The organism is Pelagimonas sp. (assembly GCF_050633425.1).
Lineage (GTDB): Bacteria > Pseudomonadota > Alphaproteobacteria > Rhodobacterales > Rhodobacteraceae > Pelagimonas.
Genome location: NZ_JBOEGM010000016.1, coordinates 370752 through 394689 on the forward strand (window position 1 = coordinate 370752; position 23938 = coordinate 394689).

Annotated in this window: 30 protein-coding genes and 1 tRNA gene; 21 read left to right on the forward strand and 10 right to left on the reverse strand. The window is 52.9% G+C overall.

Translation table 11 applies throughout. The features are described 5' to 3' along the window. Positions 1-54 precede the first annotated feature (54 nt). On the reverse strand, positions 55-1014 hold the full coding sequence (locus ACRBB0_RS14940; protein ID WP_431375239.1) for a DNA cytosine methyltransferase: 960 nt from the start codon (positions 1012-1014) through the stop codon (positions 55-57). 165 nt (positions 1015-1179) lie between these two features. Between ACRBB0_RS14940 and ACRBB0_RS14945 the strand changes: the two genes are divergently transcribed. After that, a complete protein-coding gene (locus tag ACRBB0_RS14945; protein ID WP_431375240.1) occupies positions 1180-1845 on the forward strand; it encodes an HNH endonuclease in 666 nt (221 codons plus the stop codon). On the opposite strand, the gene ACRBB0_RS14950 is transcribed toward ACRBB0_RS14945, so the two are convergent. Genes ACRBB0_RS14950 through ACRBB0_RS14970 form a run of 5 tightly spaced genes read right to left on the reverse strand, consistent with a single transcriptional unit; the run spans position 1834 to position 4725 of the window. Continuing rightward, a complete protein-coding gene (locus ACRBB0_RS14950; protein WP_431375241.1) occupies positions 1834-2151 on the reverse strand; it encodes a hypothetical protein in 318 nt (105 codons plus the stop codon). The genes ACRBB0_RS14945 and ACRBB0_RS14950 overlap by 12 nt on opposite strands. Before the next feature lie 17 nt (positions 2152-2168). Beyond that, positions 2169-2795, reverse strand: a complete 627-nt coding sequence (locus tag ACRBB0_RS14955) for a hypothetical protein (RefSeq protein ID WP_431375242.1) — start codon at positions 2793-2795, stop codon at positions 2169-2171. Beyond that, complete coding sequence (locus ACRBB0_RS14960) at positions 2792-3415, reverse strand: hypothetical protein (protein WP_431375243.1); 624 nt, start codon at positions 3413-3415, stop codon at positions 2792-2794. The genes ACRBB0_RS14955 and ACRBB0_RS14960 overlap by 4 nt, the downstream gene beginning before the upstream one ends. After that, positions 3412-4122 carry a hypothetical protein gene (locus tag ACRBB0_RS14965; RefSeq protein WP_431375244.1) on the reverse strand — a complete coding sequence of 237 codons (711 nt, stop codon included), beginning with the start codon at positions 4120-4122 and terminating at the stop codon, positions 3412-3414. Before ACRBB0_RS14965 ends, ACRBB0_RS14960 begins: the two co-directional genes overlap by 4 nt. An 18-nt stretch (positions 4123-4140) precedes the next feature. After that, on the reverse strand, positions 4141-4725 hold the full coding sequence (locus tag ACRBB0_RS14970) for a hypothetical protein (RefSeq protein WP_431375245.1): 585 nt from the start codon (positions 4723-4725) through the stop codon (positions 4141-4143). A gap of 377 nt (positions 4726-5102) precedes the next feature. On the opposite strand from ACRBB0_RS14970, the gene ACRBB0_RS14975 reads away from it, so the two are divergent. The 11 genes from ACRBB0_RS14975 to ACRBB0_RS15025 all read left to right on the forward strand — a co-directional run bounded on the left by ACRBB0_RS14975 (position 5103) and on the right by ACRBB0_RS15025 (position 14282). Further along, complete coding sequence (locus tag ACRBB0_RS14975) at positions 5103-6227, forward strand: integrase arm-type DNA-binding domain-containing protein (protein WP_431375246.1); 1125 nt, start codon at positions 5103-5105, stop codon at positions 6225-6227. Positions 6228-6333: 106 nt separating this feature from the next. Beyond that, a complete protein-coding gene (locus ACRBB0_RS14980; protein ID WP_431375247.1) occupies positions 6334-6522 on the forward strand; it encodes a helix-turn-helix domain-containing protein in 189 nt (62 codons plus the stop codon). After that, positions 6522-6935: a hypothetical protein gene (locus tag ACRBB0_RS14985; protein WP_431375248.1), complete on the forward strand. Its 414-nt coding sequence runs from the start codon at positions 6522-6524 to the stop codon at positions 6933-6935. The genes ACRBB0_RS14980 and ACRBB0_RS14985 overlap by 1 nt, the downstream gene beginning before the upstream one ends. A gap of 182 nt (positions 6936-7117) precedes the next feature. Beyond that, positions 7118-7357: a helix-turn-helix transcriptional regulator gene (locus ACRBB0_RS14990; RefSeq protein ID WP_431375249.1), complete on the forward strand. Its 240-nt coding sequence runs from the start codon at positions 7118-7120 to the stop codon at positions 7355-7357. A 1-nt stretch (position 7358) separates the two neighbouring features. Further along, positions 7359-9644, forward strand: coding sequence for a VapE domain-containing protein (locus ACRBB0_RS14995; protein WP_431375250.1), 2286 nt, complete (start codon positions 7359-7361; stop codon positions 9642-9644). 599 nt (positions 9645-10243) lie between these two features. Next, entirely contained in the window at positions 10244-10870 is a 627-nt protein-coding gene (locus tag ACRBB0_RS15000; RefSeq protein ID WP_431375251.1) for a hypothetical protein, read from the forward strand. After that, positions 10863-11150 carry a hypothetical protein gene (locus ACRBB0_RS15005; protein WP_431375252.1) on the forward strand — a complete coding sequence of 96 codons (288 nt, stop codon included), beginning with the start codon at positions 10863-10865 and terminating at the stop codon, positions 11148-11150. Before ACRBB0_RS15000 ends, ACRBB0_RS15005 begins: the two co-directional genes overlap by 8 nt. 202 nt (positions 11151-11352) lie before the next feature. Then, positions 11353-12372 (forward strand): hypothetical protein, encoded by a 1020-nt coding sequence (locus tag ACRBB0_RS15010; protein WP_431375253.1) that lies wholly within the window; start codon positions 11353-11355, stop codon positions 12370-12372. Positions 12373-12647: 275 nt separating this feature from the next. Beyond that, positions 12648-13022, forward strand: coding sequence for a hypothetical protein (locus ACRBB0_RS15015; protein WP_431375254.1), 375 nt, complete (start codon positions 12648-12650; stop codon positions 13020-13022). A gap of 169 nt (positions 13023-13191) precedes the next feature. After that, the gene (locus tag ACRBB0_RS15020) at positions 13192-13851 is read left to right on the forward strand and encodes a hypothetical protein (RefSeq protein WP_431375255.1); all 660 of its coding nucleotides are present in this window, start codon (positions 13192-13194) and stop codon (positions 13849-13851) included. Then, the gene (locus tag ACRBB0_RS15025; RefSeq protein WP_431375256.1) at positions 13848-14282 is read left to right on the forward strand and encodes a hypothetical protein; all 435 of its coding nucleotides are present in this window, start codon (positions 13848-13850) and stop codon (positions 14280-14282) included. The genes ACRBB0_RS15020 and ACRBB0_RS15025 overlap by 4 nt, the downstream gene beginning before the upstream one ends. Positions 14283-14288: 6 nt before the next feature. Here the strand turns inward: ACRBB0_RS15025 and ACRBB0_RS15030 are convergent, their stop codons facing one another. Further along, a complete protein-coding gene (locus tag ACRBB0_RS15030; RefSeq protein ID WP_431375257.1) occupies positions 14289-14783 on the reverse strand; it encodes a hypothetical protein in 495 nt (164 codons plus the stop codon). 75 nt (positions 14784-14858) lie between these two features. Here ACRBB0_RS15030 and ACRBB0_RS15035 point away from each other — a divergent pair, with 75 nt between their 5' ends. After that, complete coding sequence (locus ACRBB0_RS15035; RefSeq protein ID WP_431375258.1) at positions 14859-15095, forward strand: helix-turn-helix domain-containing protein; 237 nt, start codon at positions 14859-14861, stop codon at positions 15093-15095. A 109-nt stretch (positions 15096-15204) separates the two neighbouring features. Then, positions 15205-15369 carry a hypothetical protein gene (locus ACRBB0_RS15040; protein WP_431375259.1) on the forward strand — a complete coding sequence of 55 codons (165 nt, stop codon included), beginning with the start codon at positions 15205-15207 and terminating at the stop codon, positions 15367-15369. A 284-nt stretch (positions 15370-15653) separates the two neighbouring features. Here ACRBB0_RS15040 and ACRBB0_RS15045 read toward each other — a convergent pair whose 3' ends face one another. Next, positions 15654-15971 carry a hypothetical protein gene (locus tag ACRBB0_RS15045; protein WP_431375260.1) on the reverse strand — a complete coding sequence of 106 codons (318 nt, stop codon included), beginning with the start codon at positions 15969-15971 and terminating at the stop codon, positions 15654-15656. Positions 15972-16173: 202 nt separating this feature from the next. Between ACRBB0_RS15045 and ACRBB0_RS15050 the strand changes: the two genes are divergently transcribed. From ACRBB0_RS15050 to ACRBB0_RS15075, 6 genes are all read left to right on the forward strand, one after another. Then, positions 16174-16653 (forward strand): hypothetical protein, encoded by a 480-nt coding sequence (locus ACRBB0_RS15050; protein ID WP_431375261.1) that lies wholly within the window; start codon positions 16174-16176, stop codon positions 16651-16653. Between the two features lie 346 nt (positions 16654-16999). Continuing rightward, positions 17000-17944: a winged helix-turn-helix domain-containing protein gene (locus tag ACRBB0_RS15055; protein WP_431375262.1), complete on the forward strand. Its 945-nt coding sequence runs from the start codon at positions 17000-17002 to the stop codon at positions 17942-17944. A gap of 194 nt (positions 17945-18138) precedes the next feature. Next, on the forward strand, positions 18139-19416 hold the full coding sequence (locus ACRBB0_RS15060; protein WP_431375263.1) for a hypothetical protein: 1278 nt from the start codon (positions 18139-18141) through the stop codon (positions 19414-19416). After that, complete coding sequence (locus ACRBB0_RS15065) at positions 19416-19979, forward strand: hypothetical protein (protein WP_431375264.1); 564 nt, start codon at positions 19416-19418, stop codon at positions 19977-19979. The genes ACRBB0_RS15060 and ACRBB0_RS15065 overlap by 1 nt, the downstream gene beginning before the upstream one ends. A gap of 40 nt (positions 19980-20019) precedes the next feature. Next, positions 20020-20700 (forward strand): hypothetical protein, encoded by a 681-nt coding sequence (locus tag ACRBB0_RS15070; protein ID WP_431375265.1) that lies wholly within the window; start codon positions 20020-20022, stop codon positions 20698-20700. Then, positions 20691-21257 (forward strand): hypothetical protein, encoded by a 567-nt coding sequence (locus tag ACRBB0_RS15075; RefSeq protein ID WP_431375266.1) that lies wholly within the window; start codon positions 20691-20693, stop codon positions 21255-21257. The genes ACRBB0_RS15070 and ACRBB0_RS15075 overlap by 10 nt, the downstream gene beginning before the upstream one ends. A gap of 116 nt (positions 21258-21373) precedes the next feature. Here the strand turns inward: ACRBB0_RS15075 and ACRBB0_RS15080 are convergent. Beyond that, positions 21374-21448 (reverse strand) — tRNA-Asn (locus ACRBB0_RS15080). Positions 21449-21527: 79 nt separating this feature from the next. Continuing rightward, positions 21528-22442 (reverse strand): MBL fold metallo-hydrolase, encoded by a 915-nt coding sequence (locus ACRBB0_RS15085; RefSeq protein ID WP_431375267.1) that lies wholly within the window; start codon positions 22440-22442, stop codon positions 21528-21530. A gap of 53 nt (positions 22443-22495) precedes the next feature. Here ACRBB0_RS15085 and ACRBB0_RS15090 point away from each other — a divergent pair, with 53 nt between their 5' ends. Then, a complete protein-coding gene (locus ACRBB0_RS15090) occupies positions 22496-23788 on the forward strand; it encodes an ATP-binding protein (protein WP_431375268.1) in 1293 nt (430 codons plus the stop codon). The last annotated feature ends 150 nt before the right edge of the window (positions 23789-23938 follow it).

The window sequence follows — 23938 nt, forward strand, 5'->3', positions numbered from 1 at the left end:
ACCATAGCGCCTGCTGGCCCAGACCCCGCCTTAGACGCGTGCTAAACGAACGAATTAACCTTTGACACTGACAGCAGCCAAGTGACCTTGAGATTCGCCGCCTACCGCGTTTGCAGCTTCAATCTCCAAAATGCGTTGTCCAATAAAACGCGCAATTGGTGGTGCTACTGCGTTGCCAATGAATCGCCCTCTGCGACCGTCCATCCCTCTGGGAACCCCATCAGCTTCTCGCATTCGTTCCACGTCAAGTTTCTGGCCACATAGAATTGGTCGATCTGTGTGCCCTCCTTGATGGCGTCCAGTTTGGGCACGTAGCGTGGGGCTATAGCTTCTTGCTTGGGTAAACCCGAAGCCTCCGCGACGTTGAACCAAAAGCGGAGTGTTTGAAATAAACTCTTCCTGAATATTGGGTCCATTTTCCCGCCGCGCCCGTTCCGCCTCTCGCGGCGAATGATCCCTAAGCAGTTCGCCGCTGTCAGAATAGAATTGGTATACAAGGTCGGACTTATGACATCCGATAAGGAAGATTCTTTCACGGTTGTGGGGTAGGCCCGCGCTGAGAAGGTTGCACGTAAACCAGATCCCCATATACCCGATCTCTTCGAGCTCGTCGATAACTGACTCAAACGCTGTTCCTTTGTCGGCGCTGAGGAGCCCCGCGACATTTTCAAGGACAAGCCACTTCGGAGTAAGCTCTCGAGCAAGCTCCGCAAATCGGAAGAAGAGACCGCTTCTAGCTCCCTGTAGGCCTTCGCGCTGCGAGTTGGCGTGACTGAGGTCTTGGCAGGGCCAGCCTGCTGCCCAGAGATCAGTTTCAGGGATGGTTTTTGGGTCGAGCGTTTCGATGTCCCCATGAAGCGGAACCTCCGGCCAATGGCGTTTCAGGATTGTTTGGCAGTAGGGATCAATTTCGCAATGAAATGCGGGGTCCATCCCGGCTTGTTGAAAGCCCAGATCGAAACCACCGATTCCGGCAAAGAACGATGCAAAACGCATTTTGTTGTTATTGCTCACTGCTGACCACCTAGATATAGTTTTAGCTGAACATCGCGGTTTAGCGCGTCACTGTCAACGATGAAGGCGTTTGGTTAACACATGGCAAAGGCAAGATCGAGCAAGGGGTTTCTGACCACACCAGCATCAGTTCCAAACATGTCGGCAGAGCGCAGGCAGAAGTGGTTGGACGACGCGACTGCTGCTTTCGTCGGTAGCGCAGCCAACAAAACCTACTACCGTCTGATCCTCGATATGCTGTGGCCCGAGGGGCATGGCATACCTGGACCGCATGTGTCGCAAGCCGAGTTGCGAGAGGCTATCGACGCGGCTCGACAGGCCGAGGGAAAGAAGCCCTACGTTGATCCGTTTCGACGGATGCGAGAGTTGCAGGGCGAGGAAGGTTTCACGTCAATCATCAAAGAAGGTGTTAAGTATCAAATGACCTCGCTTGAGGTCACAGCGAAGCGTGAACCCCGCGCAAAACCACCTCCGAAAATGTGGGAACGAATAAAGGCCAAAGCCGACTTTCGTTGTTCACATTGCGGTCAGCAGGAACCAGATGTGAAGCTGAGTCCTGATCATCGCCAGCCCCGCGCACGGGGAGGCAGCAACGATGAAGAGAATTGGCAACCGCTTTGCGAGCAGTGCAACAATCTGAAAAGCTCAGCATGTCAGGGGTGCAATATGAATTGCATGACTTGTTCGTGGGCGTATCCCGAAACATACAAACCAATTAGCATTGCTGACGATAACAAAGTTCAGATTCAGCGGGCCGCTGAAAAACGTGGCGTGCATCAGTCTGATCTGGTGAATCAAATATTGCGCGAGCATTTCAACTCAAGCCGTTAAGCCTCCGAGATACCGAACGGTCAACTCGGGGTCACGCATCGCCTTCCCAACCTTCAACAGGCGGGATTGATCAACGCGCACTTCTCGCTTCCCGCCGACTAACAAATAGTGGCGATTGGGGTCGGTCAGCTCGACTTTCTTAATCACCTTTCGAGACGCCGCAACATTCTGCTGAGGCGACTTCTCGGGATCACCGCGATAGCGGTCAAATTCCCTGCGATCTTCAAGTTCAAGTTCGATTGTAGTGAAGGCTCTTTCACTGCTTCCGGGCTTTGTAGGATCATCACCACCGAACAGTCGAAACAAATCATCCTCTGACTTAATCATCCGGCACCGGGGTTCAAAGGGCGCAATGAGGCGCGGCGATCCCACAAATGAACACGCTCTGCGCGATCAAAGTTAGGAGAAAAGAATTTCGCTATGGCTTTGGCAACCTTCTTTGCGACTTTGGTTTCGGGGGCTGCGACCACCTCAACCGTGCGCTTGACGGTTACATAGAGAAAGCCATCTTCGACGCGCTTTTTCTCAATGCTCCAATCGTCGGCTTCCAGCTTTTCAAACGCGCCTTGGTGTTCTTCAAACTGGCTTTCAACATCCGCCTTTCGTTGATCGGTCACAAGTTTCGAGAATCTAGGCGTCAGAAGGCTTTGTTCGTCCGCGTCCAAGTCATCGCCGCGCTCATACTTGGCCATTGCCTCGTACTGTCGTTGATGATGCTCGTTGATAAGGTCAACCTCAGCATCCGCCTTGGCAATTTCATCTTCGATCTCGCTCAGACGGTTTTTGAGGCGGGCGACACGTTTCTCAGCCGCAGTCTTGGCCGAAACAGTTTCTTCCAGTGCTGTGACAAAGAGGTCGTCGAGACGCGGGTTCAGTTCTCCATCGCTCACACGCTGCGCGACCGCATCGTCTGGGTGGTAGAAGAAACCGTCTGTGTAAGTCTCGATCATGTACCGATTCTGCCCTTAGACGGTTTTACTATCAAGCCTTTTCCACCGGGGAGAGAAAAAGGGGTTGGTGAAGCGTCAGGATCATAAGCGGTTGCTACGGACATCACTTTGGCAATCGTGCCGCCATGCCAGTATTGATGGTGCTTCTCACCTGTGCTTTGAGCCGGGAATTTGACGATATTGCGCAGGCCATCACGTTTCGCCCGGTCAACATAGAATTGGGCGGACGGCTGAACGCCTCGCCCCTCATGCCAATACTTCCCAATCAACGGGCGGCAATGATCACACAACCGAGAATCGAATTGCGTTTCGGAGGTGAGCCAGCGCCCATCATCCCAAGTGAAGGCAATCCCATCACTGAAATCGCAAAACTCGGGATCGTCACCCATTGCCTTCAATACGGCAACGTCACCCGCTGTGAATGTCGCTGTCCCCAAATCTGCACCAATGCTAATTGCCACAATGGACCGATTGTCTGAGGCGAATAGCTGGCCTTCTGCTAATTCGACAAACCCCAGCCAAGGAAACAGCTTTGTCCCACGCCCTCGGAACTTGTTGGCTAGCAAAAGGGAGTCACGGAAACCCGCAGGCACCGGAGTATTGCAAACAGGTTCAATCACAGGCGACCCTCAAACAAATCTTGGGACAAGAAACGCTCGCGATCCTCACTGGTTGGATAGGCGCGCAATACTTCGCTAAATGGTGGAGGCAACACTTCTCCTGCTTCGTTGTATTGCCGAACTCTGGGCGGAAGCCATTTATAGCTCTCGGCAAACGCCTTCAATTCGCTCATACAGATCAAACTCCGCGCCCGTTGATCCGTCAGTGCAAGTGGCCATGGAAAATAGCTTTCGACCTTTTCACGGACCCATTCCCGTTTGCGTTTTGGCAAAAAAGAAATATTTCGGTCATTGCTGATCATCTTCGATTGAGATTTTAAGTCGTAGTCGTCCAGTTCAATACCGATGTGGTAGCCACGATACCGCAGTTGCGATTTTTCGACGATATGTTCTCCCACTCGGTCAAGATCACCGTTTTCTGTCTTCACCAACTTGAATTTGTTCTGCGGATAAATCTCATCCTCGACAAGATCGACTGACCCATAGTAGCCGTGCTCGTTCCAAGCCGCAGAGTCGCCAGACGTTAGGCCAGCCTCACGGATCATGTCGTTCCCTGTTGTGGCAAGGCCGTGCGTCTGCACATTACAACCTAAGTCACGAAGTGCTGCTCGGGCGAGTTGCGCCCATCGCCAACGCTCGCCTTCTGGCTTCTTATTGTTCGGGGAAAGGCAGAGGTATCCCTTTGACTGATCGACCACTTCGAGCAAGCGGCCTTGACCTTCGCCCTAATGGAACACGGGCAGCACACAATCGCCGAACTCAGCACGGAGCGCCGTTAGGTTCCGATCTGATTCCTCAATGGCGGTTCGCAATTCTTGCGGCGTCGGATCACGCCCCTTTTTACCGGGGATCACATCCAAATTGATCAGCCAAATTTCTTTGAACATGCCATCTTCCTCGGTGAGGAAGCGCGAGTAAGCCGATTTGACTTCATCAAGCGTTACTGACGCGCCTGCGTTCCAAGCCGTGAAGGCACCAGAATCAAGCATGATGTGCGAAGGGCATGAAGGCGTTCGGCCCTGGCTGGCCGCGCGCAGAGCCTCAGCGTAAGGCACCCACTCATCCTCAATCCCGCGTTGCACCAGCAACGCCTGTTGCTCTTGATCTTTGCGCTCAAGTCTTGAAGCCGCGCTCGGAGCGTAGTCGCAATAGTGATCGAAAGTACGCACACCAGACTTCACCATTTCGAGCCACTTCATCACTTCGCGTGCATAATCACCGTGCATTGAGAACAGCCTGTGCGAACACATCTGGTTTTCCACCGCTTGAAAGGCGTCGTTCTTTGGTGTGCCGGACATATATAGGTGCATCGCGCCCTCCTGATACGAAGGGTAGCAACCAAGAGGCGATCAGGAAACCAGAATAGCTCAGCCGTTTCCCAATCGACGTCATCCAAGCGTTAACGCCGTGCCGCCAATGTCAATGTTGCAGAGATGTTGCAGAAAACAAAAACCGCCCCGAAGGGCGGCTTTGTAACTCTTTGATCTCTTTAATAGATTTTGGCTCCGGCGGTAGGGATCGAACCTACGACCAATTGATTAACAGTCTGAGATTGCGAGTAAATCATGGTCCATTTGGCCTCATTCGGGGCGTACGACCCCTTGAAAACATAGCAATATCATCCCGGTAGCACCATCCAGGCCCACCTGGATCAATCGCAAACACTGTACTCGGGACTGTACTTTTCATGACTATATTCAAATTCACCGAGGCCCGTATCAGGGACCTCCCACTCGGCTCGGGCATCCATCGGGACACCGATGTGAAAGGGCTGATGTGCATCTGCCACAAGACCTGCAAGACCTTTGCCGTTCAAAGTGACGTCCGGCGGGAAAAGCGTCACGTTCGAACCGTGAGGGTCAAGATCGGACGGGCTGACCATATCCGACTGGCCGAGGCTAGGAATGAGGCCCGAAAACTCATGGCCACGATCCAGTCCGGCGTCGATCCCACGGCGGGGCCGGACTCCACGGGCATCACGTTGGAACAAGCCTTGAAAGAGCACCTGAAAGAACGGGAACTTTCCGACGCAACGGTCAGGAATTACCAGTACCATATGGACAACTACCTCGGGCGTCTTCGGCGTCGTGCCGTGGCTGACATTACGCGTCAGGACTGCCGAGAGCTTATGGACCAGCTCACAAAGCGTCACGGCAAGACCACGGGTGGTTCGGTCATGCGCACTGTTCGAGCTCTTGTGAATACGGCCCGCCGCCATGACGAAACGATTGGGGCAAACCCCGTTGATGCCCTTCGTGTCCCTGCAACCCCGAAACGGGAAGTCGGGGAACTGGACTTGGCAGATTTCTGGTCCACGACCGAAGCCATGTCTCCCCTGATGCGTGACCTGCAACGGACGTTTCTTCTGACGGGTGCACGGAGAACTTCCCTGCTTGGTGTGAAATGTGCCGACTTCGATGCTGACGCTGGCGTTATGACCTTCACCCACATGAAAACGGGTGGAGCGTGGTCTTTCCCCACCGGCCGCTGGTTGACCGAAACTTTGAAGGCCAGAATGAAAGAGAATGAGCCACTAAACTCGCCCTGGCTTTGGCCGTCACCTGGTTCAGCCACAGGCCATGTTGCCGAGCCAAAACGGGCTGGCGTTCCTTCGCCACACGCACTTCGCCACCATGCCAGAACGATGATGATTGCTGCTGGTGTGCCATATGCAGAAGGGGCGCTTCTGTTGGGTCAACGGCTTCCAGGGGCCTCTGGCGGGTATGTGCATCAGACGCATTTGGTTGAAGCCCTTCGGCCCCATGCTCAAGCTCTAGAGGATTTGGTTCTGGCCAAGGCCGGTGTTGCGTGAATGATGGTACGATGCCTTAACATGTCGGCATATCAAGACCTTGCAAGCTGATAACCTGATTTCATCGCTGTCCATTTGGACGCATTTGGATTTTGGAGTTATCAGCATGAGCACCCCACACACTGACACCCCTTGGATGACAACCGAGGCCGCTGCCAAATACCTTTCGGTCTCGCCTGGCACCATGAACAATTGGCGTAGCAAGGGCACTGGTCCGTCTTACCGAACCGTTGGCCGGATCGTTCGATACCACCGTGATGATCTGGACGCCTTTATGATGTCGGGGGCGGCGTGATGCGTAGGATTACAGTCACACAGCACCGAGACCCGATGCCGGATTATTCCAACGAAGAAGACCGGTACGAGATGGCCAAGATGCTCCTGCAGGAGGCTGAATTGGACAGCACCGACCCGGTTGAGCAGGTGATTGAGGCCAGTTGGGCCGCGGGTTTCAACGGCTTTGACGATGCCTGCCTTCGACTGCTTGCCGAGTTCTTGGGGCTTTTCCCGATCGATTGGGTGGAAGACCAGCAAGGTAAAATAACCGTTCAATTCGGCACCGCTTTGGATGCGATCAGCTCTACGGCAGATAACGTGAATTTCTGGGAAAACGGATATTTGCGGGACGAAGCTGCAAGACGCGAGCCGAAACGTTGGCGCATCCCCGAGGCGGAACTGGCAAGACAATTCCACAAGCATTTGACTTAACACTAACGGCCCGCTTCGAAGGCGAGGCTAAAGATTTCCTTACGCCAGCGTCCGTTGCGTGCGGGTCAAGTGTTGGTATGCGGGGGAATTTGGGCACGGTATTGTTCTGATCGATAGACCGGATTGCCACAGCCGCCTAGCAGGGCAATCCGGTCGATACTTTAGCATATCGGAGGCCTGCCATGCCTGAAACCGAAGATAACGCCCCCAAGCCTTCTGGCACACCATTGAAAGACCTTCTGACGACGAAGGAAGCCGCAGCCTTGACCGGGCATCCGGCAACCACGCTGATGGCCTTTCGCAATCGCCGCAACAACACCAAATACAAGAGTGCTGGTCCTGATTACGTAAAGATTGGGACAGCCGTTTTCTATGAACGTTCTGTGATTGAGGCCTACAACGCCAATCGTGCGGGGGCTTGAAATGGGTGTTCATACCGATGCTTCGCAACTGACGCCCTTGCTGGCCAGTGGATACCAGCTTCTCCCTTTGCATAAGTTCTCGGCCGAAGATGAGGTCAAGGGCAAGAAACGCAAACGGGGCAAGTCCCCGATCGACAGCAACTGGATGAAGCGTCCCTATAAATCCCAAGAACAAATCAAGCACATGGAGGCAGGCAACAACGTCGGCGTTCGTCTGCGGCATTTTGAATTGGTCTTGGATGTGGACCCGAGGGCCTTTCCTGATGGCCAGACTTTGGCGTCACCAATCAACCCGTTTGTCGAACTGGTTCTTTGGACTGGTATGGACCCGGACCTCTATTCGACCGTTGAGACCGGCTCAGGTGGCCTCCATATTTACATGACAAAGCCAGGGAATGTTTCCACCAGAGACAGCCTGAACGATAAGTTTCCTGGCATCGAGTTCAAAACGGTTGGCCGTCAGGTCGTCGCTCCTGGCTCGATCCACCCCGACAGCTTGGAAACCTACATCTGGAAGGCTGACACGCCCGAGTTGGATGCATTCGGTGCTGAGGCTGCACCTAAGGCTCTTGTCGATCTGATCCGAAGACCATCAGGCAGCTTGGCAACCGGCGGGGGAGAGCACGATCAGGAAGAATTGGCTCAGATGCTTGAGCACCTGGACCCAGCCGACTTTTCAGACCACGACGATTGGCTCACTTTGATGCAGGCTTGCCACCATGCAACGGCAGGGGATGGCCGGCAGGAGTTTGTGGATTGGTGCACACAGGACCCCGCATATGCAGATCACGGGACCCTGATCGGCATCCGATGGGACAGCCTTCACGCCGACAACGCCGGCAATCGTATAACTTTCCGCACCCTGCATAAATTGCTGCGTGATGCTGGAGCCGAGGATGCCATTCCGAGAACGCCGGCAGCAGATGATTTTGACGACGACCTGGACCAAACCGGAGTGCCAGCAGGGGCAATAACCACGCCCAAGAGGAAGCCCGTGCATGAAGGTGGTTTGATCGTCAACAAGAAGACCGGCGTAGCCCCCGACACACCCAAGAATGCCCTCAAGGCAATTACCGGCTCCAAGCTCGACCCAAGGTTTGACGAACTCAAGCAGCGGGTAGTTCTGATGGGTGAATTGCCCTGGGGTGAGGGCTATGGCCGTGTGCTGACTGACAAGTTGCTCTTGTTGGCCCGCACGTTCTTGATGGAACAGCACCAGCGTAAGGACTACCAGCCGTCGAAGGAAAACGTGCAGGACGCAATCACAACGGTTGCCTATTTCTACAAGTTCAACCCGATCCTGGACTACCTGGCTAGCTTGACTTGGGATGGGACAAGCCGGGTAAAGGACCTCTTCACAGTCGCCTTTCAATGTGGCCGAGACGATTACACCGAGGCCGTCTCACAATGCTTTATGGTCGGGGCCGTGGCTCGTCAAAGGCAACCCGGCTGCAAGCTGGACACGATGCCAGTGATCAAGGGGCCTCAGGGTTCTCTGAAATCTACGGGCATTCGGGACCTGTTTTCCCCGGATTGGTTCAGTGACGCAGAGCTTGGTGATCTGAGGAACAAGGATGCAGCCATGAACCTGGAAGGTGTCTGGGTGCATGAGTTTGCCGAATTGGCCGGTCTTCGGGCAAGTGACATGGACATTCTCAAGGCGTTCATGTCCCGAGCCACAGACAGGTATCGGACGCCTTATGGTCGCAACACCGAAGATCATCAACGCCGTGTTGTATTTGCGGGCACAGTGAACGAAGGCGGATACCTGAGCGACCCAACGGGTGCTCGGCGTTTCTGGCCGTTGGAAATGGCCTCTGGGTCCAGGGTTGATCTGGGTTGGATTGCTGAGCATCGGGACCAGCTCTGGGCCGAAGCTGATGCGTTGTTCAAGTCGGGCATTGGTCACGTTTTGCCCGAGCCGTTGTGGTCGATGGCAGCAGAACGCCAGGCAGACGAAACGGTTGATGATCCTTGGGTTGATAAGCTGGCTGTCATGCTCAGCAACCGGCAATCGGATCGGAAGGCCTTTGAGGCTGGTACGGGTGACTACGCCGATGAAGTGATCGAAGGGGAGCGGGTTGCCTCGCCGTTGCGTGAGCCTCCTCTAGCCGACAAGGTGCATACCCAGGACCTGCTCAGCTATCTCGGCTTGGAAAGCGACCGGCAGAACAAGGGCCATGCGCAGCGTTTGAGGCGGTCTATGGAAACCCTTGGCTGGAAGCACAGACGTGGCGTCAGGTTGGGTGGCCGTGTTTCGGCAGGGTATGTCCGTGCCGATGAGTGACGTTCTGGCAATCGGAGCGTATCAATTCGGTCACGGCGTTGACGGTCGTTGATCTTTGTTGACCTGAGGCGTCGCTTCTAAAGCCTTGTTTCGGAACACTTGTTGACGATGTTGATCATGTTGATCTTAAAGCAATATATCTTGGTAGAATAAGCCGATTAGGCATAGGGCACGGACCAAGGCATAGGGGTAGCGTGCAATCCGGATATATATATAGCGAAAACGGTCAACGAAGATCAACGTCGTCAACAAGGCAATAAAAACAATGCGTTACGGAAAGCTCCAAAAACGCCTTGTTGACGTAGAATTCTTCCAGCTTGGAAGACCGGGACTGCACAACGTTGTGAGCCGGCACACTCCCTTGTAAATCGCTGGCATACGGCTCCAACGGAACACGACATTCTGACCTCGAACGGCAACGAGGATGCTGTCCGTGAAAAATCCGAAGTCATCAGCCCGCACAGAAAGGCGGCCCCATTGACACTGAATTGGGCGTTCTGGCGTCTGGGGCGTGAATGACTTCAAGGGCTTAATCGGCACCTTCCTAAGCCAAGCACAGTGATGAAGACAGAATAGGCACCCAGATGAGCTTGATGAGGATGAACCGGATCAAACCGGCCAGTGACCCGCGGATGCCTTCCAAGATTGCAGCGATCACCCGCCCCATCTACGGCGAGAAGGGTGACGAGTTTCTGCTCTATCTCCGTCAGTTCAGCCACATCACCTATGCGGCCAACATGACTGGCCTGACCCGGCGGACCTTCTATGACCGGCGTGCAAAGCATCCTGACTTTGCGGAGGCTTGGGACGAGGCCCTGGCAGCTTTCGAGGAAGAATTGACCATGCGGGTGGTCCAGACGGCCTTGGAGATGGGGACTGGCAAATGGGTTCAGTGTTTCGATCCTCAGACGGGTGAACCCGAGTTGGATGACGACTTCGAGCCGATTTATCGTTTCGAGACGGCAAGCGTCGATCCACGTGTTCTGAACAAGCTCCTATCCCTGCGGATGAGTTCTATGGATGGACCCGCCCAGACCAATGTCCAAATCAACAATTCCACGAGCGTTCAAACCGCCTTGCCAGCCAAGCCCAAGCTGGTCCAGCCAGAAGGGGCTGTACGGAGGCCCGTGGTGACCGAAACGGTCTCGGGAAAGCGACACGACACGATCGACGCCGAAGTCGTCCAGGGGACGCCAAAGGAGACCGGGGGAGCATCTGATGACTGAGCATTCGTCACAAATCACGCTCGTGCGGCCCGGAGGCGTTGCGACCCAGACCTTCGCCGATGGAGCTGAAACCATGCGGATAAGTCTGGGCTATCTTCATGACCCGGATGATGGGGTGCTGGCCGAGATGCAAGCCAACCACGATCCCGTGCCATGGCAGTCGGCTCAAGTTCGTGATGAAGCAATAAGCGCGGTTGAGGCGCGGGGAGACCTAGACGAACAAACACGCGCTGCGTTGCTGGATTGGATCAAGGAGACTCCCTACTTCGAAAACATCTAACACCGTCAAAAACCACATGGCTTTGGACTTCGCATCCCAAACTGATCCAAAATCGAAATAGTGTGCGTTGCTGCAAAATGCTGCGGCCAACTGAACTAAGCCCAACGCGCTGCACCCTTCCGGGGGGAGCAATGACAGGTTAGATCATTGCAAATGTCAAACAGAGTTGCCATCCTTTGTCATGAAGCAATTTGGGGTTTCCATGACTTATGCTGTTGGAATGGTGCTTGATAAGGGTTTGGCGTTCATCTCAGATACAAGAACAAACGCTGGCATTGACAATATTTCGACCTTCAAAAAGATGCATATCTTCGAGAGTGAAGGCAGTTATTGCATCACTTTGCTTTTGGCTGGAAACTTAGCGACTACTCAAGAAGTTGCCGAGAGGGTCCGGGAGTTGCTGAGTGAAGAGAAATTCCTTGAACAACATCTTTCAATGTTTCAAGTGGCAAAGTCTGTCGGCAAAATAACAAGAGAAGTTATCCGGGAGGCTTTGGGAGAGTCATCCGATCCCCCACCCGGAGCGTTCGGTATGACAGCAATTGTTGGTGGTGAACTCCAGGCGACGGGTCCACGGTTGTTTCTGGTCTATCCCGAAGGGAATTTTATTGAAGCTCAGGAAGAGGCACCGTTCTTTCAAATTGGTGAGACCAAATACGGAAAACCACTTCTCGTTGCCAGATACCAAAGCGGCATGAACGAGAGTGAAGCATATGATTTACTAGTGAAATCGCTCGAGATAACCTCCTACGCGAACCTATCAGTAGGCCTTCCTGCGGATTTTCATTTATACCGGTCCAAGTCATTGAAGAAGGGTCATACGCAACGACTGACAGAGTTCGACCAAAAAAATTCTGTGATTGCCGAACTCTCAAGAGTTATAAAACCGGACCTCCCTAACCCCGCACTCCAAGAAGGCGACGAAGACGTGATGAAAATGCTGGTGGAGTTGAGAGATCTGATTCAAAGACTCTCGGGTTACATCCGTAGCATCAACGATCCGGTACTTGCCAGTGCGGACGTAAAGGCAGCACGGGCCTATATTGATTCATTTCAAGAGTTCATAGATTTGGATGGCGCAAACAAACCAGAAACCATTCCTGGAGACCTTACAAGCGCAACACAGAATAGCCTTAAAAAAGTGGATTGGGCCAAATTATCTGATCATGCTCAGAAGTGGGCCAAAGCTATTTCTGACCTAATAAAGGCTTTCGGTGGGTAGACAAACTACTAGTCGACGGAAGCCAGCGTTTGAGGATGAAACCCGCATTCAATTGGTCGAATGGATCGTAGTCACGCCCTATTTTGAGGACACCTGACCCCTTTTACAGTGTTCAATGCTGTACTTGGCTTGCAGGCTAAAGCCTACGCATATGATTCCTATCCTCTTAATGGGGAAGGCTCATTTGATCTCATGTCAGAGGGGCGGCTTGTTGGCTTACGTGCCTGCGAGAAAACGGCACGGTGTCTCGGACGCTAATGACGCCCGAGCCCCAAATGAGTGAACCAGCGATCCGGCCAATTCCGCCCTTGCCCTCAATCTCCTACGCCAAGACCAGACAAGCGGCCGAGGCGTTGGTCATGGAGGCGCTTGGGGATTTTCCGCCGTCTTCTGATTTCTCAATGCGGGCCAATGCCGTTAGGTTGCTGGTGGGCATGTGGTTCGTCCACGGCAGCATGTCCTTTCCTAGAGGCTGGGTAACACCGGCAATGCAGGCATTCATTGAACGCGGGGTTGATTGCCCCAATCCTCGATGCTGGCGCTCTTACCGGTCAGATGTGAAAGACAACCTAGGCCAATTCCTTTCGACACCGGGGGTGCCGGTTGATCTTATCCGTCAGATGGAGCTCGACCTGATGGGCGAAGCCTGAGCCAGCATTTCACGCTGCACAGTCACACGCTGGTCCCCCGCAGCAGGCAAACGCGGCATCGTATTGTTGTTGGGTCATTTCAACTCCTTTCCCGACACCGGATGGCTAGCATGTTTCTCCTTTTCAGCTAGCCGTCCGGCTCCCCGACGATCACCAACTGAGGACCGATATGGACAAGAAGGAACTGGACCAACGCATTGATGAACTGAAAGCCGAGCGTGAACGCCTGAGTGGGGAACTCGACAAAGCCCGCATTGAGGCCCGTGAGGCAATGATTGCCGGGAAGAAACCCGCCGGGACAGCTGCCGCATTGGCTGAACGGATCGCAATCGTGGACGATGCCCTGGCCGAGCTTCAAGATCGCAGCCAAGGGGCTGCCGAGAGTGCCGAACGGAACAATCGTCGGCGTCGTGCTGAGGCCGCGCTTGATGCTTCATCGAAGCGGGCCAAGCTCGCTACTGCGGTGGACGATGCGCTCAATGCTCTGGCGTATTCCTGGGATGCCTACGCCGATGCCCTGCGAAAGGACGTTGGGCAGGTTTCGGGTGCCGGTGGCGATCTGACCGCTGTCGAACGGGCACTCACGAACAACCGTGCGGCGGAGCCCTTGGTGAAAGCCCTGATCCAGTCGGGCGGCGTCAAGCTCGCCCGCACCTTTGGCATCGATACCCCGATCCGGGAACGCCACGCCATTTCCCTCACCGATGCTGAAAACCGGGTGGCGGAAAGCCTCCGGGTGGAATTGCTCCGTATCAAGGCATCATCTCCGCAACCATACGTGTCCCGAGAGGCACAAGCCGAATTGGAAAAGATGGAGGGCATCCGATGAGCCAAGAAGGACAACGCCACGCCGAAGAACTGGCACGGCTGGAAGCACGTAAGAAAGACCTGGAAGACGCTTTGATGCGGCTGGCCCGTGATGAGGCCGAAGCCCAGGAAGTCGCTGAATTGGCCCAGGAGGTCGAACAGCTTGAAAATCAAGTGGAGACCGCCCGAGCGGCGGCGAATATGGAGAAGACCATGACCAAAGATGTGCGTAAGGCCGCACGGCTGAACCGCGAAGCCGCCGAAACCCAGCTCGATACGCTGGCCAAATCGATGCAGCAGGACGGGGAGAGCTTCGAGAAAGCCTACCTGCGGGTGCTTGATACCGACATGGGCAAGGCGCTGATGCGGACCCGTAACGATGCACAGGAACTGGAGCGGGGCGGCATCACCAGCATGGACGTGGCCGAAGCCTGCAAACGGCTTGGCGGCTAAACCGATCTATTGCTTGCCCTTCGCCAAAAGGGCCTCAACAGCATCGGTCAGCGATGCAATCGAACCGTGCCGGTGCCCCGAGTACTTATCCTTCGAGGTCGATAGACGGCTGGGCGCCAGTACGTACTTATTAGGGCGGTCGGTGGCACCAGCCGGAATGTCAGTCGTCGGTATCATCCAGGCCGTTTCGATGGCCAGGGTCTCAATTTCCAGCACGACACAAATCAACGCCCCCGACTTGCCTTCCCCAAAAGTCGTTTTCTGGACATCGAACTGCACCGTCTTGACTGGCTTGTCTGGGTCGAGCAGCCAAGATTTTACCTGGATCGGCAAAGCCCGACCGCTGATCTTGTCGAGCACGACCAAATCGATGCCGTGATCGTCAGACAGAGGTTCAAAGGGCGACAACCTTCCCCCAGACTGTGACATGAGCGCAGTTGCCACATGCAACTCAGCGATCTTGCCTCTTTGTGTCGAAGTCAGATTTTGGCGCAATCGCATTGCTTTATCCTGTTTTGGGATAATTCTACATCGGGATTATCGCGACCAGCACGAGCAGTCAAATGGAACGTGCGGTTGTCAAAGAGCATCTACGATGAAGAATACAGGAAGCTCATCGACGATTTGCGTTCTGAGCGTAAGGCGGCTGGGCTGACTCAGCAGGCCTTGGCAGATAGACTAACGAAGCCTCAATCATTTGTTGCCAAGGTCGAAGGCTATGAAAGACGCTTGGATGTAATCGAGTTTTTGCATTGGTGCAGAGTTCTCGACGTTGATGCAGCGGAGTTTCTAAAGAACTTAGGCGATATTTAACAAGGGCTTAAGGCTGCGAACTCCGCTCTGAATAATAATATCAATGCCTCTTGATTTTTCTTATCTAATGGACCGTTCCGATTCGGGAACGGCCATTCGGAGATAAATCATGACTACGAACCACACCAACTTGGCGGAAGCAATCTCGACTGACGTCGTCGGTCTGGAGAAGCGCCGCAACGAGCTCGCAAACCAGCTTGAGGATGCGGAATGCTCACTTTGGACTGAGATGGTATACCTTGCCATCCAACTCAAGGAAGGACGATCGATTTGACCGGTTGCCGCTCTGGTGCTGGCACGGAATGATCTTCCAGATTTCGAAGACTCGGAATGAAAAATTGTGTCGTCCATCTATTGGTGGTCGGCTCTTCTTGTTTTCAACAGCAAAAAGGAGATTGATATGCCCCTAAATACCTACCAACTAACTTGCGAGATTCTGAACCGTAGCCCCAATTGTCCCAAAGATGCACTGGCGCAATCGCTTTCCTGCTCTGAAGGGCGTGCGGAAACTCTCCGGAGTTTGTACGGTACCTGCAAAGGAAACGCGGAGACGATGCGTCAAAAACACAACGAAGCTAGTCGACGTTGTCGGGCCAAGAGTTCTGCGTCAGAGAAGCTAAATGCCTCGATGAGAAATTCACAGACAAACCCGTGTGCAATCTCGAATGCCTCGGCTACCAGATCAGATGGCGCATCGGTAAAAATGGCGGGCGTATTCTCAGGACCTAATCCCGGGAGCGCGCCCGATTCCACGAACCAATTCCGTTCCTTTAGCCAACGCGCGGCTAAATCCATATGGAGCATCTCTGTCGAATAGAATTGCGACTCCACGAGGTCAGCATTCTTCGTAGGGAATGGGATGATCGTTGCGGCCAAGTTGCTTCTCCTTGTTGCTGTGACGATTGGATTGTGAACTTCGAAGCTGTTTCCCGGAACCCTCATGTCCGATGGCAGGGCTCAAGGTGGGCTAAGAAATGACTGCTATTTCGCTTGAAGCAGTTTTTGAGCGGTTGGCCGGCTCGCAGGAGCCTGCGTCTCCGACAAGGTGGCTCCATCAGAGATGAAGAGGAGGCCAGCCTTGACCAAAAATATATTTGTTGCAATTGCACCGGATGGATCGGAATACACCCGCAAGACCGACCGGACTTATACCCACGCCGTCCTACTTAAAAGCGACAAGGGATGGGGGGTCATTGGGTTTTGCGGTCGCTTTGATCTAGCCGACAAGAAGCGCAGACAACATCCTAACTCAGTCGTGGTCGAGTGTGGCATCCTCGGTGCCGGTCATGCCGACGAGTCAACGCCCGAGGCCGCCGAATATGTCACCGCATCGAAACCAGAGGCCGAGCAGGTACCCAAGCAGCCGAGGAGGACCATCGGACGAATCGTCGAGGAATTGCTGGTGGACGAGGCGCTGGACTACGCGGCCATCGTTGATAGGGTCGTGCTCGAGTTTCCCAAAGCCAAGACAACGGCGCGTAGTGTGGCATCGGTTGCGGCGGTGATGAGAAAGAAGGGATTAGACGTCCCTTCACGGAGGCGGCGGAAAGGAACGTAGGTTGCTGCATCTGTGCTTAAAAAATGGTAGGAATTGTTGCTTGAAGGAACGCTCGACCTTCAGTTCCTCGGCGTCTAGAGTGACACCACTCGACTATTTGCTGTGTCCAACACTCAAATGAGACGCTATATCTAGTGTTGTCAGTTGAGTCGAGCTCATCGCACTGGTCAGGGTGTGTCGCATTGATATGGAAGAAAGGACCTTTGTGAGTGTGAGCAACGCGCAAACACGTGGAACTTGAACCTGGCTCAAGTCGCGCCAATGGCAGACAGGAAAACCATTAGCACAAACTGAAAGTGCCGTTTATAGTTTTTCGCAAGAGGTCAGGACGTGAAAGTGAGGGATTGTGTCCGATAGCTACTTAGACTTGGCGCGGAGAGTGCTGCTTGTCGAGCGGCGTCCTCTTTCGGCAAAAAACATACTTGAAACGGCTATCCGTGCGGACGGGTTGCCGCCGCACCTTTACGGGCGAACACCTCACAAAACACTTCAGGCGAGATTAAGCGAAGACATCCTTAATCGAAGAAGCAGGAGCCAGTTCTTTAGGACGGATGCTGGCAAGTTCTTTCTCAGAGAGTTCTTAAATGACCCGCGAATTCCTGAGGAAATGAAGTGTGAATATCCGGCCCCAAGGCGAAGCCTGCAACTAGAAAACAGAAGTGTACTTTCGGTATCGAGGGATAATTGGAAAAGAAAATTCGACGATAAGTTGTTGGTGAAAGCCGACGTTTTTCGTGAAAACATTGGAGAAGAAGATCTTGAGTATATTGAAGTTGAGAGCCTTGCAAAACAGGATGTTTTTCTTCCAATTTTGAGCTTCGTCCTGGTACATCGAGAAAGAAGTGTCCTCTCCTATATGATCGGAAGGCTCCGCTCCGCTAGTGATCCCTTGAAACGCCCGAGGAGCATTGGTTTTGGTGGGTATGTTTTGGAAGATCATCGTGATATTACATATGACGCATTTTTCGGTGTGTTGGAGTCAGGCATTACAATCTTGGCTGATGGAACTGGTATGCCGCTGGAAATAGCTGAGAGAGCTCGCTATGAAAGTGAAATTGTTCCCAGAATGTGCGTTATTTCAAAGACGCATCTAGGAGATGAAGCTATTTTTGTCGTTGCTGACTACAAGTGTGCCGAAGAGTTTGACCCAGGTCGACCAAACTTGTCTTTCACAGGACTTAAATGGCTTAGTAGTTCCAATATGCCCAACGATCTATCGAATTATGATCCACTTTCTTGGTCCATGTTGTGTCCAAATAGTCAAGAGGGCTTATCAGCATTTCCATCATAAGCTTGCGCCCCTCAAGAATTCTTGAGAAAGCAGAATCTGATTTACTGGTCTATTTACTCTCACTGACGGGACAACCACGGACCGTAAAATCTTCGCTTCAACGGCTGTGCGAGCTATTGGAGCAAAATGTTGTTATCAGAGAGCCGACAAGATTTCGTAGCACAGTTCTGGGTTTACTGTGGAATGATGATGTCTTGGTGCGCCGATGGGCTAGCAAAGCAATCACATTGCTCGGTTTGGGCACTGCTACGAACGTGAATGTACTCTACCAGTCGCTTAGGTCGGAGATCGATTTTGAGAATAGAGCGTGGTTAATCTCATCAATTGGCAAACTCGCGAACCAAACCAATGTTAAGAAGATTTGTGACGACGCTGGAATCGACTACCAAAAAGAGTATGAGCTTGCTGCAAGGCTGTTCAGTGAAAGGCGATTTGACAGCTTAGGAAGCAAATTCATTGATATTGAGAGTGACTCAAACCATGCGCTTTTGTGGCTCTCCTTGTCAGAAGGCTATCAAAAGGCACCAGAGAACGTCGCTCACGTAACGTATGAAAATGTAGAGATAGTCAGGCAATTAAGCACACATCCTGACCCGAAAGTAGCCGAGTATTCGGTTTGGTCGTTGTGGCAACATCCGGATCGGTCGGCAAAGGACCTTTTCCTAGAGGAGGAGAAGTACGCTGTGCAGCCATCCGGAGTTCGCCGCTGGATATACCGGCTGCACGCCAAAGACCCAGATGAACTGCTCAAAAGGACCGACTTTTTGCAGTCATTTTATCAGGATACTTCACGAGAGGCACGGGAAGGCCTGGCCCTTGGTTTGAGGGATGTTCGGGTTCAGCAGGCTCAGAGCGAAGTTGTCAAATGGTTCACAAATGAGGAAGATGTCGCTATCTCGGAACTCCTCTACGAACACATGGCGCGCAACAGTGAAGGCGAGGATAGGTTTGAGGCCTTGGTGGTGTCCAAGTATAAGGAGGAGGCAAATGACGGGCCATTTAGAAACCGCATTCTCGGCGCTGCGTCCGGAACGCCGCTTCTTAACAAGCTCCGTCTTATCGATTTGGATGAAAGCGCAACCAAACTGAAATCCGAAATTGGCGAACATCAACCACAACTTTTTTCAACTGGAGGTAACACTACAATGGTCAATGTCTATGGAAACGTCGGAAACCTTTCCTTGGGGAATCAAAAAATCAAGGCCGACAAAATTGTTCAAGACTTTTCGTCTTCCGGCATTTCGGCCGACATAATTGCCGAAGTATTGAAGGTCGCGGAAGCTAAACTTGGCAAGGACGAGCGAGAGGGACTGGCGGAAGAAATCAACAAATTTGCGGACGAACCGAGCCAAGAAAGTGCGATATCGTTAAAGGACAGACTCATCACACTAGCCGGAACCGTTGACGCTGGTGGAAAGGCCGCCACCGCGATTGACAAGTTTTTGGAAGTACTTCAGGGGATCGCCGGATAGTGTCACTACCTTTCATTAAGATCTATTTGTCGGGAAGCATCAGGAAAGGCGAAGAGGACTCTAGGTCCGATGATCATTTTTGGACTGATTTCGACGTTGAAGTTGTTAGGAACGGGATAGAAGCAAGTGTCGAAATCCTAAACCCGGCGATGACGAAAATAGATAGAAATGATACGCGATTAAACTTTGGATGTGACCTCTACTTGGTGTCTATCAGTGACTTGATCCTCGTAGACCTTAGAAAAAAGAAGGGCATCGGGGTTGGTGCTGAACTGATGTTTGCGGATCAAATGAAAATTCCTACTTTTGGAGTTCTCGGAAGTAGATCCGAGTATAAGAGGACAACCTTAACCAATTTGTCCGGTCAGAACATTCAAGACTGGACGCATCCTTTTGCTGAAGGTCTTTGCGACGAGCTGTGTGTTGATGTCGACGCCGCGTGTGATCGCATTAACACGTTCACGCGAAGCAGTGAAATTTCGGCTGCCTACAAAGAAAAGTCCAAAGCATCAATACGTTACTTCCACGGCGCGGCGCCAGAAATTGTTGAACAGTATGATTGATGGACCGCCCAATCGGATTGAACTAGGCCACGGGATCTACATGTTCGAAGGAGACCCTGAGAAGGGTGATAGTGGGCCATACATATTTTTGGACAAAATTCTGTTGCCCTGTAGCTTGCCAGAACTAACTGTGGACCAGATCAAAGTCATTAACCGATATCGAGAAAGCATTGAAGATCAGGATGGGAGAAGTGGACGAGCAGCGGGGTCCAGAGAAATGTTCCTCTATCTTGTAGAAGAACTACGTCCACGAAATTTTTTGGAAATTGGGGGCGGAAAATTCCCGATTGTTCCAATTTCTCGAGAAGGATCATATCGCGGAGTTGAGATTGACGACGACGCCATCGCCGAAGCCCATCGAAATGGGCTAATTATTCATGACACCGCATCGTTCGAACGTTTATGCCAATTTGAATACAGGCGACATTTTGATTTGATATTTGGCTCATTTTCCTTTCACTTTGGCTTCAACGAAGCTTTTGTGGAGGCGATTTGCGACGCTTTGACTTCTCCAGGGGGAGTGATTGCATTCAATTTTATTTCGCAAGACAGTATAGACATCTTCAGCAAGCTTTCGCTTTTTTGCTCTCGAAACCTTTTTGTCAGAATAGTTAAAGGACCCGATTTCTCAAAGCGGGAGTACTTGGCGCTTCTCTCGCCGGAGTGTTCAATATTGGAACTTGATGCGTTTGCACGGCTTGAGAAAGGTTCTTGGAAATGAAGATTGGGTTTTCAGGTTATCATGCTAGCGGAAAGACCACAGCAGCACATGAAATAGTCGCGCAGATCAAGCGCTCTTTGTGTACTTGTTCTCTGGTAACAGGCGCGGCTCGCTCAAGCCGAAGACTTGCTGCTGGGGACCTTGGCGTAGATATGCATCTTGAGATAATTGGCTTGCAGTTGGTGCTTGAGCTGCGTGCATCACAGAATTCTACGCATGTTGTGTGTGACAGGACGATGCTTGACTACTTGGCTTACGGTGAGTGTCGTAACCTTGCATCGTCTGAACTGGGAGAACTGTTCTCCTCAGCGAAGGAGTTTTGTCGGTCCTATCTTCGATCATTCGACGCAATCTTCATTGTTGATGGATCATTCGGCAATGTCGATTTCGACGAAGCAAGAGTGGTGAACGATGTTCTGGAGGCCGAGTTCATGATGAGCTTGAACAGGCTTGTGGAAGAATTTGGCATACAGGAATTGGTACATGTGTCTCCTGCCGATGAACTTTCATCCAGGGTGTCGGCGTGGGTCCAGAAGCGTTTTGAGGCCGCGAACTGAATACTGGCTTGATTTCGATTGCCTGAAAACACCGATCCAGACAGTGTTTTCTGTACTTATTCTGTGCTCAGAAAGAAAAAGGACTTAGCGGATGAGCGCTAAGTCCTTGAATTCTTTGGCTCCGGCGGTAGGGATCGAACCTACGGCCAATTGATTAACAGTCAACTGCTCTACCGCTGAGCTACGCCGGAATATGTGGGGTGTATAGCTATGGTGAATTCGGGCGTCCAGAGGGTTTTCGTACAAAATGCAATTTTTTTTCAACGCGGCCTAAATTCGACGAAACACAGCTGTTTGCGACAGGTCTGACACCGGTTCGATCATAGATTTGTCCATGAGATCAATAAGGTGCGCCAATACATTGCGGGCTGCTGCCGGTAGAAGGGCCTTGGGCGTGTCCGTGTAAATCAGCTTGGCCAAGGCCTCAGCGTTGGCAGGCCCCAAAGCCAGTGCTTCAAGAATAGAGCTTTCCCGCGCCAAGCGGTGCGCCAACAGGCCTTGGACGCGATCATTGGGGCATTCAACCGGGGCACCATGACCGGGATAGAATAGCTGCCACTCCCTGTCAGCCAACCGGCGCAGCGATGCCATAAACCCTCCCAGATCGCCATCTGGGGGCGAGACAAGCGAACTGGCCCAGCCCATAACCAAGTCCCCCGAAAACAAAACATCGCCCCAGACAAAACACAGATGGTTTGCCATATGTCCCGGTGTATGGAGCGCTGTGAGGCGCCAACCGGCACCCACAACGCTGGCCCCGTCTTTCAGGCGTATATCTGGCTCAAAGGCGTCATCAACACCTTCACCTCCGCCAACACAGCCAGAGTCGGCAAGCCGAACCATCGTTGGGCTTCTACCGTCCTCGGCGCGACCAAAACCCAAGACTGGTGCGCCGCAGGTTGTTGCAAGCTGTCGCGCCAGCGGAGAATGATCGAGATGGGCATGCGTAACAAAGATATGGCTGATGCGTTGGGTCGGATGCAGCGCAGCCAGAATCGCATCATGATGCTGTTGTGACGATGGCCCCGGATCAATGACCGCCAGTTCGGTTGTGCCAATTAAATAGGTATTTGTTCCCCGAAAAGTCATCGGCGACGGATTTGGAGCCAAAATCCGGCGCAATCCCGGTGCCAATTCTTCGACGATTCCGGCAACAGGTTGAAAATCGGGTTGGGGATCTTGCATCAAATGTCCTTTTCGCGATGGTAGCGCCACGCGGCTTTGGCTAGGTTTAACGCATGTCGTTCAAATGGCTCAAACACTATATGCCGCGAAGCCTATATGGCCGGGCTGCCTTGATACTGGTTCTTCCGGTTGTGACTTTGCAATTGCTGGTCTCGGTTATTTTTATTCAGCGGCATTTTGACGGGGTCACCCAACAAATGAGCCGCGAATTGGCGCGGGCAACCAATCTGGCGCTCAATTTGGCCGACAGCCAAGGCGACGTGCTCGACCAGCTGGATCTTGAAATTTCAACCATACCGCCAAGCCAGATCCCGGCTGCCGACATTCGTCTCTGGTATGATTTCACTGGTGTTGTTGTGATCCGAGAGCTTAATCAACATATTGACGGTCTAGAGCGGGTTGCTTTGCTGGATGATGGGCAAGTCCAGCTCTATATTGAGCGCGGGGACCTCGTATATCTTGTTGAAATGCGCCGAGGCCGCGTTTCGGCGACCAATCCGCATCAGCTCTTGGTAAATATGGTGTTTTTCGGCGTTCTGATGACATTGATCGCCTTCTTGTACTTGCGCAATCAGCTGCGCCCGATCACCCGGCTGGCCTCTGCAGCTGAAGCTTTTGGCCGTGGTCGACATGAGCCCTATACGCCCTCGGGGGCCGTCGAGGTCCGGGCCGCAGGCAGTGCGTTCCTAAACATGAGATCACGCATCGAGAGACATATCGAACAACGCACCATGATGTTGTCAGGGGTAAGTCATGATTTGCGCACGCCGATCACGCGCCTGCGACTGGGCTTGTCTCTCTTGGATCAAGAGGATCGCGAACCGCTTGAGCAAGACGTCGAGGAGATGCAGCGTCTGATCGATGCGTTTTTGGATTTTGCGCGCGGTGATGCACAGGATGCCGACACCGAACTGGTTGATCCCTTTGAACTTGTCGGCAGCATTGTTGAGGACGCACGGCGGTCTGGGCAACAGATCGAAATCGCCGAAATGGACGGCGAGGGTGACGTGTCGTTGCGGCCCGGCTCCTTGCGGCGAGCGGTTGAAAATCTGGTGGCTAATGCTGGGCGCTATGCAAGCGCCTGTCAGGTGTCGGTGTTCCTATCGGCCAAGGCCCTGCGGATCAGAGTCGAGGACGACGGACCGGGCATACCTGTTGATCAACGTGATCGCGCCATGCGGCCCTTTGTGCGGCTTGATCCGTCGCGCAATCAGGACCGCGGTTCTGGTGTTGGATTGGGGCTTGCGATTGCTGCAGACATCGCCCGCGCGCATGGTGGTGTTTTACGCCTTGGCGATAGCGTGGATTTGGGCGGTTTGCGGGCCGATATTGTGATCGGCTTCTAATTTCGGCTTCCGACAACATTCAAATAAAATCCGACGGTTTCGCCGCTTTTTGGCCGCATTCAAACCATGCGGATGTTCTGCTTGCCCGGCAGAACTAGGTCATCAGTCGGGCCAAGGGCGCGGCACCGGATTTTAAGTCTAAGGGAGACC